The sequence below is a fragment of the Caballeronia sp. TF1N1 genome (assembly GCF_022878925.1).
Taxonomy (GTDB): domain Bacteria; phylum Pseudomonadota; class Gammaproteobacteria; order Burkholderiales; family Burkholderiaceae; genus Caballeronia.
In genome coordinates this window covers 1,060,337-1,078,088 of record NZ_CP084626.1, presented here as the reverse complement: position 1 = coordinate 1,078,088, position 17,752 = coordinate 1,060,337, and the positions used below count along the sequence as shown (strand labels likewise).

The 17,752-nt window shown below is 62.7% G+C and carries 13 protein-coding genes; 2 read left to right on the top strand and 11 right to left on the bottom strand.

Annotation, left to right across the window (positions count from 1 at the left end; all coding sequences use genetic code 11):
* Position 1 precedes the first annotated feature (1 nt).
* Together kdpA and LDZ28_RS04930 are read right to left on the bottom strand one after the other, a co-directional pair.
* On the bottom strand, positions 2–1,783 hold the full coding sequence (gene kdpA / locus LDZ28_RS04935; RefSeq protein ID WP_244827590.1) for a potassium-transporting ATPase subunit KdpA: 1,782 nt from the start codon (positions 1,781–1,783) through the stop codon (positions 2–4).
* On the bottom strand, positions 1,780–1,875 hold the full coding sequence (locus tag LDZ28_RS04930; RefSeq protein ID WP_244827589.1) for a potassium-transporting ATPase subunit F: 96 nt from the start codon (positions 1,873–1,875) through the stop codon (positions 1,780–1,782). Before LDZ28_RS04930 ends, kdpA begins: the two co-directional genes overlap by 4 nt.
* 369 nt (positions 1,876–2,244) lie before the next feature.
* Between LDZ28_RS04930 and xth the strand changes: the two genes are divergently transcribed.
* Positions 2,245–3,021 carry an exodeoxyribonuclease III gene (gene xth, locus LDZ28_RS04925; protein WP_244827588.1) on the top strand — a complete coding sequence of 259 codons (777 nt, stop codon included), beginning with the start codon at positions 2,245–2,247 and terminating at the stop codon, positions 3,019–3,021.
* Between the two features lie 16 nt (positions 3,022–3,037).
* Here the strand turns inward: xth and ntrC are convergent, their stop codons facing one another.
* From ntrC to glnA, 3 genes are all read right to left on the bottom strand, one after another.
* A complete protein-coding gene (ntrC, locus tag LDZ28_RS04920) occupies positions 3,038–4,516 on the bottom strand; it encodes a nitrogen regulation protein NR(I) (protein ID WP_244827587.1) in 1,479 nt (492 codons plus the stop codon).
* 133 nt (positions 4,517–4,649) lie between these two features.
* Positions 4,650–5,792, bottom strand: a complete 1,143-nt coding sequence (glnL, locus tag LDZ28_RS04915; protein WP_244827586.1) for a nitrogen regulation protein NR(II) — start codon at positions 5,790–5,792, stop codon at positions 4,650–4,652.
* Between the two features lie 206 nt (positions 5,793–5,998).
* The gene (glnA, locus tag LDZ28_RS04910; protein WP_244827585.1) at positions 5,999–7,414 is read right to left on the bottom strand and encodes a type I glutamate--ammonia ligase; all 1,416 of its coding nucleotides are present in this window, start codon (positions 7,412–7,414) and stop codon (positions 5,999–6,001) included.
* Between the two features lie 376 nt (positions 7,415–7,790).
* Here glnA and LDZ28_RS04905 point away from each other — a divergent pair, with 376 nt between their 5' ends.
* Positions 7,791–8,255 (top strand): rhodanese-like domain-containing protein, encoded by a 465-nt coding sequence (locus LDZ28_RS04905; RefSeq protein WP_244827584.1) that lies wholly within the window; start codon positions 7,791–7,793, stop codon positions 8,253–8,255.
* Positions 8,256–8,269: 14 nt separating this feature from the next.
* Here the strand turns inward: LDZ28_RS04905 and LDZ28_RS04900 are convergent, their stop codons facing one another.
* The 6 genes from LDZ28_RS04900 to hrpA all read right to left on the bottom strand — a co-directional run bounded on the left by LDZ28_RS04900 (position 8,270) and on the right by hrpA (position 17,739).
* A complete protein-coding gene (locus tag LDZ28_RS04900) occupies positions 8,270–8,965 on the bottom strand; it encodes a copper homeostasis protein CutC (RefSeq protein WP_244827583.1) in 696 nt (231 codons plus the stop codon).
* Positions 8,962–9,774, bottom strand: coding sequence for a molybdopterin-binding protein (locus tag LDZ28_RS04895; RefSeq protein ID WP_244827582.1), 813 nt, complete (start codon positions 9,772–9,774; stop codon positions 8,962–8,964). Before LDZ28_RS04895 ends, LDZ28_RS04900 begins: the two co-directional genes overlap by 4 nt.
* Positions 9,775–9,786: 12 nt before the next feature.
* Positions 9,787–10,626 (bottom strand): EI24 domain-containing protein, encoded by an 840-nt coding sequence (locus LDZ28_RS04890; protein WP_244827581.1) that lies wholly within the window; start codon positions 10,624–10,626, stop codon positions 9,787–9,789.
* 73 nt (positions 10,627–10,699) lie between these two features.
* Positions 10,700–11,719: a sterol desaturase family protein gene (locus LDZ28_RS04885; RefSeq protein ID WP_244827580.1), complete on the bottom strand. Its 1,020-nt coding sequence runs from the start codon at positions 11,717–11,719 to the stop codon at positions 10,700–10,702.
* 88 nt (positions 11,720–11,807) lie between these two features.
* On the bottom strand, positions 11,808–12,821 hold the full coding sequence (locus LDZ28_RS04880) for a beta-propeller fold lactonase family protein (protein ID WP_244827579.1): 1,014 nt from the start codon (positions 12,819–12,821) through the stop codon (positions 11,808–11,810).
* A 151-nt stretch (positions 12,822–12,972) separates the two neighbouring features.
* Positions 12,973–17,739, bottom strand: a complete 4,767-nt coding sequence (gene hrpA / locus LDZ28_RS04875; protein WP_244827578.1) for an ATP-dependent RNA helicase HrpA — start codon at positions 17,737–17,739, stop codon at positions 12,973–12,975.
* Positions 17,740–17,752 lie beyond the last annotated feature (13 nt).

Here is a 17,752-nt window from a genome sequence, read left to right as displayed (position 1 = left end):
TTCAGTGGCCGGCGATCATGCCGAGATGCTCGACGACCGGCCCGAGCGCGAGCGCGGGGACGTACGTGAGCGCGCCGACCAGCACCAGCGTGCCGAGCAGCAACACGACGAAGAGCGGTCCGTGCGTGGGCAGCGTGCCCGCCGTCACCGCGAGGCGCTTCTTGGCCGCGAGCGATCCCGCGATGGCGAGCACCGGAATGATCGAGCCGAAGCGGCCGAACCACATCGCGATGCCGAGCAGGACGTTATAGAACGGCGTGTTCACCGAAAGGCCCCCGAACGCGCTGCCGTTGTTGTTGGCGGCGGAACTGAAGGCATAGAGCACTTCGGAGAAGCCGTGCGCGCCGGGATTGGCGATACCCGCCGTTCCCGCCACACTCAGCACGGCGATCGAGGTGCCCGCGAGCACGATGAACGGCGTGAGCAAAATGGTGATCGACACCATCTTCATCTCGAACGATTCGATCTTCTTGCCCGCGTATTCGGGCGTGCGACCGATCATCAGCCCCGCGACGAACACCGCGAGCAACGCGAACACGAGCATGCCGTAGAGCCCCGACCCGACGCCGCCGAAGATCACTTCGCCAAGCTGGATGAGCAGCATCGGCACGAGCCCGCCGAGCGGCGTCAGCGAATCGTGCATGTTGTTGACGGCGCCGCATGAGGCCGCGGTCGTCGCCACCGTGAAAATGCCCGATTGCGCAATGCCGAAGCGCGTTTCCTTGCCTTCCATGTTGCCGCCCGATTGCAGCGCGGACGCGGTCGTATCGACATGCAGCGACGCATACACCGGATTGCCCGACTGTTCCGCCGCGATCTCGCTCCAGCAGGCGGCGGCGAACGCGATGGTCATGGCCGCGAGCACCGCATAGCCTTGCCGCTTGTCGCCGACCATGCGCCCGAAGACGACGCATAACGCCGCCGGAATGACGAGCATGGCGAGCATCTGCACGAAGTTTGCAAACGGCGTCGGGTTCTCGTACGGATGCGCGGAGTTCGCGTTGAAGAAGCCGCCACCGTTGGTGCCGAGCATCTTGATGGCTTCCTGCGACGCGACGGGGCCCATCGGCAGCGTTTGCTTGTCGTTCTCGAGCGTTTGCGTGACGGCCTTGCCTTGCGCGTCCGTCGACTGCGTCTGATACGTCGTGACTTGCAGCGTCGAGACGTCCCGATACGCCTTGAAGTTCTGGATCACGCCCTGACTCACGAGCAACACCGACACCACGACAGCAAGCGGCGCGAGCACGTACAACGTGGTGCGCGTGAGATCGACCCAGAAGTTGCCGATGGTCTGCACCGAATGCCGCTTGAAACCGCGAATCAGCGCGATGACGACAGCGATGCCCGTCGCCGCCGAAAGGAAGTTCTGCACGGTCAGGCCGAGCATTTGCGCGAGATAGCCGAGCGTGCTTTCACCGCCGTAGTCCTGCCAGTTCGTGTTGGTCACGAAGCTCACGGCGGTATTGAAGGCGGCGTCAGGCGTCATCGCGCCGAAGCCTTGCGGGTTGGCGGGCAGCAGATGCTGCACGCGCAGCAAGCCGTACAGCGCGAGCGTGCCGAGCGCGTTGAAGAGCAGCACGGCGAGCGCGTAGTGCTTCCACGACATTTCCGCTTCGGGGTCGACGCCGGCCATGCGATAGATGAATCGTTCGACGGGTCGTGTCTTTCTCACGATCACCGACGAGCCATCGAGCACGTTCGCGATGTATCGGCCGAGCGGGATGGCGAGCGCGATCAGCACGAGGATGAAGAGTGCTGTCTGCATCAGCGAATTGGCGTTCATTCGAGGTTCTCCGCGTCGAGAAGCGCATAAACGAGGTACGCGAAGAGCAGCAGCGTCGAGGCGGCGGCGAGCCACATCATCCAGGCGTTCATGCGCGGCCTCCCTGAACGCGGTTGCGCAGTAGCGCGCAGCCACGCGTGAGGGCCACGCACAGGGCCCAGAACAGGGCTATGCCGGCGAGGTAAAGCAGGTCCATTGAGACGTTCTCCCCTATCGGTTTTCGGATAGGGTGGAGATTAGGGGAGGACGCGTAAAGGGTTGGATAAGGTTGGAGGGGGCGGTGTAAAAATGGTGTAAAGAGGCGCTTCGACCGCAGCTTTGCGAAGCACGCGCCAGGTTGCCGAAGCCGATCCGCCATGACATGGCGGTATCATTCGGGATGGCTATTCGCACTTGAATTGCCTTGCGCACGAAGTCCGGCGCACTCGACCTCACCAGAACCAAAGATAATCGTCGTCCCCATGAAAATCGCCACCTGGAACGTCAACTCGCTCAAAGTCCGCCAGCAGCACGTCATCGACTGGCTGGCTTCCTCCAACGTCGACGTCCTGTGTCTTCAGGAACTCAAGCTCCCCGACGAAAAGTTTCCGCGCGCCGAACTCGCGGCCGTCGGTTTCAAAAGCTGGTTCGCGGGACAGAAGACCTATAACGGCGTCGGCATTCTGGTGCGCGACGGCATGGAAGTGGACGAGGTGAACGTCATTCGCAATATCCCCGGTTTCGAGGATTTGCAGCAGCGCGTGATCGCGGCGACGGTGGAAGGCGTGCGCATTGTGTCGGCGTATTTTCCGAACGGCCAGGCGCCCGGCACCGAGAAGTTCGCCTACAAGATGCGCTGGCTCGACGCGCTGCGTGAATGGCTGCGCGGTGAGATGGCGCATCATCCGAAGCTCGCGTTACTCGGCGACTACAACATCGCGCCAGACGACCGCGACGTGCACGACCCGAAAGCGTGGGAAGGACAGAATCTCGTATCGCCCGAGGAGCGCGCGCACTTCGTGCAACTCGTCGAACTCGGCCTGACCGATGCCTTCCGCAAGTTCGAGCAGCCCGAAAAGCTCTACACGTGGTGGGATTATCGAATGATGGCGTTCCGCCGGAACATGGGTCTGCGTATCGACCATATCTTGCTGTCGGCGGAACTCTCGGCGCTATGCACTTCATGCGAAGTCGATAAAGCGCCGCGCAAATGGGACCAGCCATCCGACCACGCGCCGGTGATCGCGACGCTCGGCTGACCCCATTTGTTCCAAATCACGCGTCCAAATGCAATTCCTGAATCTTGCGCGTGATGGTATTGCGGCCAATGCCCAGACGCTCGGCCGCTTCTACTTTCCGGCCGCGCGTGAAGTCGAGTGCTTCGCGAATCACGGCGGCCTCGAAACGGCGCGCGAGTTCGTCCATGACATCGGCCGAATTCTCACGCAAAAGGCGCGCGACTTCCGTGCGCAAGCCATTCTCCCAGACGCCAGCCGGCGTTCCGGCCAACGGCGCCGCGACGCCGTTGGTGACCGCGGGCCCCGCCGTCATCGCGCCATCGGGCAACACCGCAATGCTCTCCGCCGACGCATATTCCTGTCGCGGCGTGAGGTCGGGTGGCAAGTCCTTCTGCTCGATGACTTGCGCGGGCGCCATCACCGTCAGCCAGTTGCACAAGTTCTCCAACTGGCGCACGTTGCCCGGAAACGGCAGCGACGCCAGATAAGCAATCGCTTCATCCGAGACACGCTTGGGCTCGACGCCCAAATCACGCGCGCTCTTCTGCAGAAAATGCCGCGTGAGCAAGGGAATGTCTTCGCTGCGTTCACGCAACGCGGGCAAGCGCAGGCGAATCACGTTGAGCCGGTGATACAAGTCCTCGCGAAACAAACCCTGCCGCACGCGCGATTCGAGATTCTGATGCGTCGCCGCGATCACGCGCACGTTCGCCTTGAGCGGATTGTGTCCGCCCACGCGATAGAACTGCCCGTCGGAGAGCACGCGCAGCAAGCGGGTCTGCAAGTCGAACGGCATGTCGCCGATTTCATCGAGAAACAGCGTGCCGTTTTCCGCTTGCTCGAAACGCCCTTGCCGCATGGCCTGCGCGCCGGTGAACGCGCCGCGCTCGTGACCGAATAGTTCGGATTCCAACAGATCCTTCGGAATCGCCGCCGTATTCAGCGCGATGAACGGTCCGTTCGCGCGCGGGCTATGTCGGTGCAAGGCGCGCGCGACAAGCTCCTTTCCGGTGCCTGATTCGCCCGTGATGAGCACGGTCGCCGCCGAATGCGACAAGCGGCCGATGGCGCGAAACATGTCCTGCATGGCTGGCGCCTGGCCGAGCATCTCGGGCGTTTCCGTCACGCGCTCGTCGAAGGCGGACTCGCCGCGCATGGACTCGTCGACGGCGCGGCGGATCAGCTCGACGGCCTTGTCGACATCGAAAGGCTTCGCGAGATATTCGAACGCGCCGCCCTGGAATGCGGCCACCGCGCTATCCAGATCCGAGAACGCCGTCATGATGATGACTGGCAAGCCCGGCAAGCGGTCACGCACCGTTTGCAGCAATTCGAGGCCCGAGCCGCCTGGCATGCGGATGTCGGAGACGAGCACTTGCGGGCTGTCGTGCTCGAGCGCGGCGAGCGCATCGCGCACGCCGGAGAAACTGCGCGTCGTGAAGTTCTCACGTGCGAGTGCTTTCTCAAGCACCCATCGGATTGATTGGTCGTCGTCTACTATCCAGATCGGCTTCATATCGTTCGGCGAGAAGTCTTCGTGTGGTTCGGTGTGAGCCCGTCGAAACGGTCAGGCTTCAAGGCTTGGAGCGCAATCGCGTCGTAAATTGGCGGCCAGGAATGTGCGTCGTTTGGATTCAGGTCGATGATCCTCAGTTTCCGAATGGCAACAGCATGGCGAACTCGGTGCAACCGGGCTTGCTCTCCACTTCGATCAGCCCGTCGTGCTGATGCACGAACGACTGCGCGAGCGTAAGACCCAGACCGCTACCATCTTCCCGGCCCGACACGAGCGGAAAGAAAATCCGGTCGCGAATCTCACTAGGAATGCCGGGACCGTTGTCAGTGATATGCAAGTCCAATGCCAGTTTGTGCAGCTTTTTGCCAATGGTCACCTTGCGCGCAATGCGCGTACGCAGTTCGATCTTCGCGTCGCCTTGCGAGATGCGCTCTCTCAACGCTTCGGCCGCGTTGCGCACGATGTTGAGGAGCGCTTGTATCAGTTGTTCCTTGTCGCCGCGCAGGTCGGGCACGCTCACGTCGTAATCGCGTTCGATGGTGAGGCCGCGCGGAAACTCCGCGAGGATCACCGCGCGCACGCGCTCGCAGACTTCGTGGATGTTCACATCGCCCACGATATGCGGATGCCGGTGCGGTTCCAGCAAGCGATCGACGAGCGTCTGCAGCCGATCCGATTCCTTGATGATGACCTGCGTGTATTCGCGCAACTCGTCGCGTTCGCGCGCGCCGAGTTCGAACTCGAGCAGTTGCGCGGCCCCGCGAATGCCGCCGAGCGGGTTTTTGATCTCGTGCGCGAGGTTGCGGATGAGCTGCTTGTTTACCGCCGTGAGATCGTGAATGCGCTCTTCGCGGTCGGTGCGCAAATGCCGTTCGTTCTCGAAGAGTTCGAGCAGCACGTAATCGGTGGCGACTTCCAGATACGCGACGATCGCATGCACGTGAAACGCCTCGCGCCCGGGGCGTTCGAGCATGGCATCGAGCCGCGTCGCGTTGAAGCGGTTCTCCGCGATGGATGCGATGGTTGTCGCCAGTTCCTCGGAGTTGGCGAAGAGATTGGGCCAGTGCGTCTGCGTGAGTTGCTTGCGCGACATCTCCAGCATCGACTCCGCCGACGGGTTCGCGTACGCGATGCGCTGCGTGCGTTTGTCGAGCACGAGCACGACGGTCGGCAACGCTTCGAGTCCCGGCAGAAGACCGGTTCCCGCGAGTTGGGTGTCGTCGGAGAGTGCGTCGGCGTGCCCTTTGCGGGCCTTGATCAGATTCTTAAGCACCATCGAGCTTTAAAAAGGGTGGCCAATGAGGTCGCTCGTGAAACTCGATCTTCTTCTTTCTTTGTGACTGCATGTGACGCGCGTCAGCCACGCGGCGATTAAAAAAGGGACGGCGCGCCGTCCCTTTTTCGTGTTCGCCTAGGGCATGCGCCGCGCGCTTCATCGACCAGCCGTCTACGAAGCGCATCGACGTCATGCGTTGGCGGCGCTTACAGCGAGTAGTACATCTCGAACTCGACCGGATGCACCGACTGACGATAACGTTGCAGCTCGTTCGTCTTCAGTTCGATGTAGGCGTCGAGCATCGAATCCGTGAACACGCCGCCGCGCGTCAGGAACTCGCGATCCGCGTCGAGTGCGTCGAGTGCCTGATCGAGGCCGGCACACACGGTCGGGATCTTTGCATCTTCTTCCGGCGGCAGGTCGTACAGATTCTTGTCCGCGGCTTCGCCCGGATGAATCTTGTTCTGCACGCCGTCGAGACCCGCCATCATCAGCGCGGAGAAGCACAGGTACGGATTCGCGAGCGGATCCGGGAAGCGCGTTTCGATACGGCGGCCCTTCGGGTTGCTCACGTGCGGAATGCGGATGGATGCCGAACGGTTGCGAGCCGAGTAAGCCAGCTTCACAGGCGCTTCGAAGTGCGGCACGAGACGCTTGTACGAGTTCGTACCCGGATTCGTGATCGCGTTCAGCGCGCGTGCATGCTTGATGATGCCGCCGATGTAGAACAGCGCGAATTCCGACAGCCCCGCGTAGCCATTGCCCGCGAACAGGTTCTGACCGTCCTTCCAGATCGACTGGTGAACGTGCATGCCCGAACCGTTGTCGCCGACGATAGGCTTCGGCATGAACGTCGCCGTCTTGCCGTACGTATGCGCCACGTTGTGGATGATGTACTTCATCTGCTGCAGCCAGTCCGCGCGCTGAACCAGCGTCGAGAACTTGGTGCCGATTTCGTTTTGGCCCTGGCCCGCCACTTCGTGGTGGTGAACTTCGACCGGAATGCCGATCTGTTCGAGCAACAGGCACATTTCAGAACGCATGTCCTGGAACGTGTCGACCGGCGCGACCGGGAAATAGCCGCCCTTCGTGCCCGGACGGTGGCCGGTGTTGCCGCCTTCGAATTCCTTCGCCGACGACCACGGCGCTTCTTCCGAGCCGATCTTGACGAACGTGCCCGACTGATCCGTGTTCCATTGCACCGAGTCGAAAATGAAGAATTCCGGCTCCGGACCGAAGAACGCGGTGTCGCCGAGACCCGAGCTCTTCAGATATGCCTCAGCGCGCTTCGACAGCGAACGCGGGTCGCGCTCGTAGCCCTTGCCGTCGGCCGGCTCGACCACGTCGCAGGTCAGAACCAGCGTGGACTCTTCGTAGAACGGGTCGATGAACGCGGTATCCGCATCGGGGATGAGCAACATGTCCGATGCTTCGATGCCCTTCCAGCCGGCGATGGACGAACCGTCGAAAGCGTGGCCGCTTTCAAATTTGTCTTCGTCGAATGCCGAGACCGGCACGGAAACGTGTTGTTCTTTGCCGCGCGTGTCGGTGAAGCGGAAATCGACAAACTTGACGTCTTCGTCCTTGACGAGCTGAATGACGTCGGCCACGGATTTACTCATTACCTATCTCCTGATTAACAAAAGTCGGCGAAAACCTTTCGCCGCCCCGACCGAATCCTGTACCGCTGAAACAATCGTGGTTTGAAAAGCAGCTTCCATGCCAAGCGCACCAATCTTGCGCTAAGCATTTGAAGCGGCGCGCGTTTTTTGTGAAACGATGATGCTTTATCGAGCCGGCCGCTTGGTCGTAAGCCGACCGTTCGCACTAATTCGGTGCGCGACCATTCGGATCATCCACGGCGCGCCCGATTTTCGTGCATTCGTCTTATCTTGCACCAATTTGACGCAGTAAGGTTGTCGGGCTTCCAGCCCTCGGCACCGCTCAGAGTCTGGCACGCTAAAATGAATTTTTGCGCTTTACCGGAGACTACGCGCCATGAGCACGCCCGAACAACTTTATGGCCAGGCCGCGAGCCGAGCCACGGAAAACAAGCTGACCTACGCGGGCGCCTTCCTTCCCGCCGAAGCCTTCGAACTGCTGCAACTCGACCCGCGTACGCGTCTCGTCGATGTCCGCACACGCGCCGAACTCGACTGGGTCGGACGTCCCGCCGTCGATGGCGCGCAGTACGCGCATGTCGAATGGATTCGTTATCCCGGCTCGGTGCCGAACGGCGAGTTTATCGAACAATTGCGGCAGGTCGCCACTCCGGATACGCCGGTGCTCTTTCTGTGCCGCAGCGCCGCGCGCTCCAAGCTTGCCGCGGTCGCCGCGCAGAAGGAAGGGTTCATGAAAGCGTATGACCTGCTCGAAGGTTTCGAGGGAGACAAAGACGGGCAAGGGCATCGGAAGACGGTGTCGGGATGGTGCTTTCGTGGCTTGCCTTGGATGGGCGCATAAGCGTCGCCGTTCGTTCACTCGCCTGCGTCGAGCAACGCCCGCACGCGCGCCACGCGTAATTCGTCGACCGGCTCCGAGCCTTTTCCATGCACGCGCACGCCAGAGCCGAAATGCACGGCCTTCACGCCTGTCGCGGCGGCGAACGGCGCGACCGCATCCACGGTAAAACCAGCGCCCGCGAGCACCGTGCAATGCGTTCCCGCCGCTTGCGCGACGAGCGCCTTGATAACCGGTCCGGCTTCCAGCACGGATGGCTTGCCGCCCGATGTCAGCACGTTCGTGACGGCGTCGAAGCGCAAAAGCGTCTCGAACGCAGCGGGCAAGTCGCGGGCTTCGTCGATCGCGCGATGGAAGGTGAGCGGCAAACCGTCGGCGGCATCGATCACGCGCTCTAGCGCTTCGGTGTCGACATCGCCATGTGCGTTCAACATGCCGACGACGATCGCGTTGGCGCCCGTCTTCGCGATTGCGCGGACGTCGCGTTCGATGACCGCGAAATCGTCAGCATCGTAGACGAAAGAACGGCTGTGCGGCCGCACGATGACGTTCACCGGAATGCGCACCGCCTCCACCACCGACTCGATCAGGCCGATGCTCGGCGTCAACCCGCCCTCGCCGATCGCCGTGATCAGTTCAAGCCGATTGGCGCCGCCACGCTCGGCGGCGCGCGCGTCGGAAACGGTCGTCGCGATGACTTCGAGCAGGATCACGCCGCGTCCTCCGGCGGCGCTTCGACCACTTCGCCGCCCAGGGCGAGCACGCCCTCGCGCAACACTTCGAACGCGGCGTTGGCCTGATCCGGCTCGCCCTTCACGCCGAGGTCGATATGCGAACGCGCATAGAGCGCGCCGCGCGCGGCATCGCCCACGCTCGGCAGACTGAAGGCGCGCACGCCGTCGAAATCGCGCTCGATGGTCACCATGAGCGGCGTGATGCGCGACTCCGGCAGCCCGAACACGAGCAACGAGCGCTCGATATAAGGCGTCGCGTGATGCAGATGCGCGTACTTGGTATCGAGCACCCATTCGATCATTGGCCACGCCATGACGGGAAAGCCCGGCACGAAATGATGATCGCCGACGGAAAAGCCCGGAATCTTGTTGTAGCTGTTCGGAATGATCGCCGCGCCCTGCGGAAACGTCCCCATGTTCAGCCGATGCAGATTCTCCGGCGAATCGAGGTCATACGGTTTGTCGCCGGCCGTCTCGCGGATGCGCTCCCGGATCAGTTCCGCCGCTTCCGGTTGCAGTTCGAGCGGCCGGCCGAGCGCCTTGGCCGCGCATTGACGCGTGTGATCGTCGGGTGTCGCGCCGATGCCGCCGGTCGAAAACACGATATCGCTCGAAGCAAAGGTGCGCGCGAGCGTCGCGGTGATACGCGCGGGATCGTCGCCGACGTATTCGGCCCAATCGAGCGAGAGCCCGCGCGCGCTCAGCAATTCGATGATTTTCGGCAGATGCTTGTCCGTGCGCCGGCCTGAAAGAATCTCGTCGCCGATGATGATGACGCCAATGCCCATGAATGCTCCTTCTCAGAATGGAACGGTGGTGGCCGGCACTTGAGGCGCCGCATTCGCCCGTAGTCGTTCGAGCGCGTGCAGGCAGTAATGCGCGAACCAGAGCGCCGAAAACACCAGAATGAATGCGTATGCCCAGATGGTCGCCGCCGCGACCACGGGAAAGAGTGGCAAGAGCCATACCGACCAGGCCCACAACATGGTCGGCACCGAACCGAGCAGGCCGCTCACGATGCCAATGACAAGCAGCGGCCAGCGCGCATCACGCACGATCACACGGCGTTCCTCGGCGCTCGCGTGCACGGCGAGCGCATCGTAAGTCATCACGCGATAGGTGAGCCAGCCCCACAAGAGCGGCGGAATCAGCGCGAAAAACGGTGGAATGAGCCACAGCGGCAACGTGACGACGAGCGCGATCAGGCAAACGAGCGTGGTGATGACCGAGTGCCCGAGACTGCCAGACCACGAGCCGCCGTGACGCTCTTCGAGCAGCGCGTAATGACCGCCCGGCCGGCGCGTGAGCAGCTTGATGACGCCTGGCATGGAGAGCGTGGCGATCAGCAGCAACACGGTCACGAAGATCAGCGGAATCGCCATGATGACGACGAAAAACGGCGCGATCACCGCATGCAGCGAGGAGAAGCCGACGGCATCGAACAGGCGGTACATCGCGGCGGTGAGCGCCCAGCCGTCGAGCCAACCGGTTGCCGCGCCTGTCAGCGTCTGCCAGAAGAACCAGAGCACCGCGCCCCAGCTCAGCGTGGCGACCGCAAATGGCATGAAAGTCAGCCAGAGCATGCGTGGGTGAAAGGCATGCGCAATGGCGCGCACGAACGAACGCAGCAAGTCATTCATGCGTGATTCGACGAAGAGGGAGTGGAAACGACAGCATAAACCAGCGCACCGAACGGGCGCTGGTGATGGAGACTCAGACAGCCGCCGAGCTTTTGTCGGAAGCCGAATTCGCGCGACGCGAAGACAAACGCGCGCCGATCCGCTTGAACGCGAGCCAGTGCTGTTCGACGAAGCCGTCGCCGTAACGCACGGGCGCGACGCCCGGCGCGCCGAGTTGATCGCGAATACCGGTTGGCTCCACGGTGCGGTCGAACGAAGCCGAGCGAAAGAGAATGTCCCAGAACGCGAACAGCACGCCGAAGTTGCAGCCGTACGCCGTGCCTTCGTGGCCGAAGCCGATTGCATGATGACGACGATGAAACGCCGGGCTCACGAAGAGCCGGTCGCCCAGCCAGCCATAATGCAGGCGAATATTGGCGTGCTGCACGCTTTGCATGAGGTTCGTAATGGCGACCAGCACGACAAACTGCGACGGCTCCACGCCGATCACGAGCGCGACAGTGGCGAAGAACCCCGCCTGCAGGATGTCGTCGAGCAGATGGTTACGGTCGTCCGACCAAAGCGACATTTGCTGCTGGCTGTGATGCACCGCGTGCAGTTCCCACCAGATGCCGATGCGATGCTCCAGCCGGTGATACCAATAACCGGCGAAATCCAGCAGCACCAGATAAATCACGAACGTGACCATGGGTTGCGTGGTCACGCCCGGCCAGAGATTGTCGATTTCCAGATTCGGGATGTCATGCAGGCGCAGCCAGCTTTGCAGCGAATCGAAAACCGGCTGGAACGTGAAGAAGAAAAAGAGGTTCAGAATGCCGAGCTTGACAATCCACGTATAAAGCACGTCGATACGCACGCCCTTGCGATCCTGCCATTCCTCGGCCGGGCGCAGCGCTTCGAGCGGGCGCAGCACGGCGTACATCGCGAGCACTTCCAGCACGCCGACGATCACCCAGTAAAGAGCGTCGTAGGTGTCTTCGTCATAGTCCATGAGGCCGACCTTGAACAGAAACGGCTGGACCACGTCCACGTAGAGCATGGTCTGCAGGGCGGAGACGAAGCTGTCGAGCGACGAAAGAATGGAATGAAACATGATGCTCCGTGTGACTCAATACGGCCTGACTCAATCGTAATACAGGGCGCCCGCAAGCGCCCTTTTCCTACTGCTTTCGCGGGCAGCCTCAGGCGCCGTTAGGCGAGGTCACCGGCGCGCGATTGAAGAAGTAGATTCCGTGCGGCGAACGGCCAACCTTGATGGTTTGGATCAGCTTACGATCCGCAAGGTCGATCACGCCGACATGCTTCGCGAAACGGAACGTTACCCAGAGATACTTCTTGTCGGCGGAAAGTTCCATGTCATCCGGTCCCGGCAAGAGGCCCGTGATGTCGCCGACGTTCGTGAGCGTGTCTTCGTCGATGATGCTGATGGTGTTCGCCACCCGGTTCGACACGGCCACATGCTTGCCGTCCACGAGCGAGCGGAAGTTATGCGCGCCCTTGCCGGTCGTGATGGTCTTGACGATCTTCTGATTGCGCCAGTCCACCACGGCGACGTAATCCGCGCCCGTCATGCCGACGAGCAAATACTTGTCGCCCGGCGTGAACCATACGCCCGCGGGCGTCGGGCCGACTTTCATCTTCCACTTGACCGTCTGCGTCGCCAGGTCGATCGCGGCGATTTCGTTTGACACCTGCAGCGAGATGAACGCGGTCGTGCTGTCGTTCGAAAACGCGATGTGGCTCGGCATGGTGGCGAGCGGCAAGCGCTTGGCCACGGTCAGATTCTTGCCGTCGAAATGATAGATATCGAGGCGGTCGAGTCGCAGACCCGTCGACACGAACCACTTGCGATCCGGCGAAAAGCCGATTTGATACGGGTCTTCGATATCCTGCACCCAGCGCTGCACGGCGCCGGTTTTCGGATCGACGAACATGAGATTGTTCGATACCGAATTCGCAACGATCAGCGACGACGCGTCCGGCGTGGGCATCAAGTGATGCGGTTCCTTGCCCGTGGGCACGGTGCCGACGACCTGGCGCGTGTTTTCGTCGATAAGACTCAGCGTGGCTTCCGCCGAGTTCAGGACGATGACGTTATTGGCAAATGCCGCGGTGGCGATGAAGGCCGCGCCGATAGCGAGCGCGGCGCGTGAGGCAACCGCCCGAAAGCGGCCAGACAGAAAAGATGAGCGCATGAAAAAGTAGACGTCCGAAGGCAGGCGTCATTGTAGAACGTTTGCGCTTGTCGTCGCGTTGACGAAACGCCTGTTTTTGCGCAATTTCGTTTAACGGCGCAAGAAATGCCGTTTTTTTGGCGAAAAAATCGGCATTGCGCTGCTTCGTCTTTTAGCGCTGCATCGCTTCCCAGACTTTATGCAGGCGCTTCACGGAAATGGGCATGGGTGTGCGCAGTTCCTGCGCGAACAGGGACACGCGCAGTTCCTCCAGCAGCCAGCGGTATTCCGAGAGCCGCGCGTCCGCCACGCCGCCGCGTTGCGCGAGCGCGCGCTGATATTGCTGCACGAGCGGATGCAGATCCGTGGAAATACGCGCATCGCGAGCCGGATCGGCCTTCAGCTTGTCGATTCGCAGCCCGATGCCCTTCAAATAACGCGGAAAATGCGCGAGTTGCGCGTAAGGCGTGTCGATCACAAAGCGCTTGCCGATGAGCGCGTTCAACTGCGACTGGATATCGGCGTAAGCCTGCGCGAACGGCTTCGCCTGCGCGAGCTTCCTTAGAAGCGCCGCGTATTCGCCGAGGATCGCGCCGACCAGCCGCGCGATCTCCTGCGCGAGCAGCGTGAGCCGGCCTTTCGCGGCATCGCGGCGAGCGTGGAAGCTCACGTCGTCGTCGGGTAGCGGGTCTTGCAAACATGCGCGGTCCAGCGCCGTATCGACGATCTGATCGCGCAACTCGTCGGCGGTGCCGAGCGCCATGAACTGCATCGACATTTCGCGCAGCCCCGGCAGATTCTTTTCCAGATAGCGGATCGGCTCGCGCAATTGCAGCCAGAAGAGCCGCCGCAAGCCCGCGCGATGAATCCGCGCCGCCTCCTCCGGCGAATCGAACACTTCGACGTCGCAATGCGCGCCGCGATCGACGAGCGCCGGATAGCCGAACAGCGTCTGCCCGCGACGTCGAATTTCCAGCAGCTCGGGTAGCTTGCCGAAATTCCACGTCGTGAGGTTTTCATAGAGCGCGGTGCCGGTGGACGCGCTCGCGGCCTGCGTCTGCGGCGCGTTCGGCGAATCGGCGGAAAGTGCATCGAAAGCCGCGCTTGCCGTCAGCTTCTGGAAATGCTGCTGCGCCTGACCGCCGAGTTCCGCGCGCAATTGCGCGAGATTGCGGCCCATCGCGAGCTGGCGGCCGTGCTCGTCGATCACCTTGAAGTTCATGAAGAGATGCGCGGGCAGCGTTTCGAGCTTGAAATCCGCGCTCTTCACGGCGACTTGCGTCTGCTCCCGAATATCGGCGATGAGCGCGTCGACCAAGGCGCCCGCGCCGAACCTCGGCCCCGCGTTGCGCTCGGCAAAGCCCGCCGCGTAATCCGGCAAGGGCACGACATGCCGGCGCAGCTTTTGCGGCAGCGACTTCAGGAGCAGTTGCGTCTTTTCCTTGAGCATGCCGGGCACGAGCCATTCGACGCGGCGCGCATCGATCTGATTCAGGCCATAAAGCGGCACCGTGAGCGTCACGCCGTCGCGCGGCGCGCCCGGCTCGAAGTGATACGCGAGCGTCATTTCGATGCCCGACATCGTCATGCGCTTCGGGAACAGGTCGGTGGTGACGCCGGCGGCCTCGTGACGCATCAGGTCGTCGCGCGAAAGGAACAGCAGTTGTTTGCCGCCCTCCTTGCGCTGCTCGTCGCGATACCAGCGTTCGAACGCCGCGCCGGTCCAGATGCCTTCGGGCACGAGCGAATCGTAGAAGCCGTGGATGAGTTCGTCGTCCACGAGCACGTCCTGACGGCGCGACTTGTGTTCCAGTTGCTCGATGTCCGCGACCAGCTTGCGGTTGTGCGCAAAGAACGGCAGACGCGTGTCGAACTCGCCTTCTACCAGCGCGCCGCGAATGAACAACTCGCGCGCGTACTTCGGGTCCTGCTGGCCGTAACTCACGCGCCGCCGCCCGTAGACCGTGAGACCGTAGAGCGTCGCGCGTTCATACGCGACCACTTGCGCGGCCTTTTTCTCCCAATGCGCCTCGGAAAGCGACTTGCGCAACAGATGCGGCCCGACCGTTTCCAGCCATTCCGGCTCGATCTTCGCGATGGTCCGCGCGTACAGCCGGCTCGTCTCGACGAGTTCGCCCGCCATCACCCAGCGGCCCGCTTTCTTCAGCAGCGCGGAACCCGGCCACAAGTGGAACTTGATGCCGCGTGCGCCGAGATAATGCGGCTCGTCGTCGGCCTTCATGCCGATGTTGCCGAGCAGCCCCGTGAGAAGCGAAAGATGCACTTGCTCGAACGTCGCGTCGGATTCGTTCAGACGCCAGCCATGTTCGCGCACGACCGTGAGAAGTTGCGAATGCACGTCGCGCCATTCGCGCAATCTCAGATGCGAGAGAAAGTTGGCGCGGCACGCATCGGTCAACTGTCGATTCGACTTCTTGTGCGCAATGGCTTCGTCGAACCACTTCCAGATGCGCGTCCATTGCAGGAACTCGGAGCGCTCGTCGACGAACTGCCGATGCGCCTGATCCGCCTGCTCCTGCGCTTCGATCGGACGATCGCGCGGGTCCTGCACCGACAACGCCGACGCGATGATCAGCACTTCCGTCAACGCGTGATGATCGCGGGCGGCGAGAATCATGCGGCCCACGCGCGGATCGAGCGGCAGCCGCGCGAGTTCGCGGCCGAGCGGCGTGAGCGCGTTGTCGTCGTCGACGGCGCCGAGTTCGTTCAGCAACTGGTAACCGTCGGCGATCGCGCGTCCCGGCGGCGGCTCGATGAACGGAAAGGTTTCGATCGCCGTCAGATGCAGCGACTTCATGCGCAGGATCACCGCCGCGAGCGACGAGCGCAGGATCTCGGGATCGGTGAAGCGCACGCGCGACTGAAAGTCGGCTTCGTCGTAGAGACGAATGCAGACGCCGTCCGCGACGCGCCCGCACCGGCCCGCGCGCTGATTGGCGGCGGCCTGCGAGATCGACTCGATCTGCAACTGCTCGACCTTGTTGCGATACGAATAGCGCTTCACGCGCGCCATGCCGGTATCGACGACATAGCGAATACCCGGCACCGTCAGCGACGTTTCCGCGACGTTGGTCGCGAGCACGATACGCCGCGCGTTCGACGCCTTGAACACGCGCTCCTGTTCGGCAGCGGAAAGGCGCGCGAACAGCGGCAGGATTTCCGTATGCGGCGGATGGTGCTTACGCAGCGCCTCGGCGGCATCGCGAATTTCGCGCTCGCCGGGCAGGAACACGAGCACGTCGCCGGGACCGACGCGGCAGAGTTCATCGACGGCATCGACGATGGCTTCCATCAAATCGCGGTCCGCCTTGCGGTCGTTGCGCTTTTGCAGCGTGCCTTGCGCCGATTTGACGGCGGCGCTGTCTTCCTCCACCGGCCGGTAGCGCACCTCGACCGGATATAGCCGCCCGCTGACCTCGATCACGGGCGCGGGCTTTTCGTCGCTGCCGAAGTGGCGCGCGAAGCGTTGCGCGTCGATGGTCGCGGACGTGACGATCAGCTTGAGGTCCGGGCGCTTCGGCAGGATTTCCTTGAGATAGCCGAGCAGGAAGTCGATGTTCAGGCTGCGTTCGTGCGCCTCGTCGATGATGATCGTGTCGTACGCGCTCAGCAGCGGGTCGGTTTGCGTTTCCGCGAGCAGGATGCCGTCGGTCATGAGCTTGACCGATGCGCCCGGCGCGAGGTTGTCGGTGAAGCGCACCTTGTAGCCGACCACTTCGCCGAAAGGCGTTGCGAGTTCCTCGGCGATACGTCGCCCCGTCGCCGATGCCGCGATCCGGCGCGGCTGCGTATGACCGATGAGACCGCTGCCGCCCGCGCCGAGACCGCGTCCGAGCGCGAGGCAGATCTTGGGGAGCTGCGTGGTTTTGCCGGAGCCGGTTTCGCCGCTCACGATCACGACCTGATTCCCTTCGATCGCGCGCGCGATCTCCTCGCGACGGGCGGAGACGGGAAGCGCCTCGGGAAAGGTGATCGGCGGGATGGGGTTGGGGGTGACGGCGCGCGCCTCGCGGCGCGGTGGGCGTTCGTTGTGTTGCCTCGCGTGCTGAACTGCGGAGACTTCGCCTTGTTGCTTGGCGCGTGGTTCGCTGGCTCGCGCCGCGCGCGCCTCACGTGGTGAACGCTCGTCGCTTCCGTGGCGAACCTGCCCGGCTTGCGCGTTGCGCGCACTCGAGTGCGTTTGCGCTGCGGCCTGCTCTCGATGGGATCGGTCGTCCGGTCGTGCGCTTCGATCGACTTGCCGCGCCTCGGCCTTGTGCCGTTCGTCGCGCGCGCTGTGTTCGGCACGCGTAGTCTCCGCGCGAGAATCGTTTTTTGAAGGTCGGGTGCCTTGTGCCTCGACCGGCCGCGCGGTTGACGCAGAAGTCGTTTGGCGCGCCTGCGTGCTGCGCTGTTCGCCGCGAGCATCGTGCGAACTACTTGCATCGCGCGAAGAGGAAGGTTTGGCGATATCGCGTGCGCTTGCCGGGCGCGCGAGCGACGTGTTCCGATCAGCCGGTGCATCCAGCTTTCGCGTCGACGGTTCCTGCGGCGCTTTGCGCTCCACGCGACTTTGCGGTGCGACTCCTCGCGACTCCTGCGTGACCGGAGACTGCGGCTTCGGCTTCTGCGACTTGGCGGCAGCCCCTCCGGCCGCTTGCTGCGCGCCGCGCCGAGGCTGCGAAGCCACCGGCGTCGGCGACTTCGCACTCTGCCCCTGCGGACCCGAAGTCCCAACCGCGCCCTCAACCGCACCGCCGCCCGCAAATCGCCGCGCGGCGAGTTCCTTCTTGCTGAGACCGGCAGCCTCGTCCTCGCCTGTCTGCGCGTCGCGCAGCAAGCTTTCGCGCAGTTTCTTCAACTGCTCCTGGGTATCGAGCGACTTGTCGGCGGATGGCGGCTTGCCGCCTTGGGTGGGGCGTCTGGAAACATTCGGCATAGCATCGCATTAT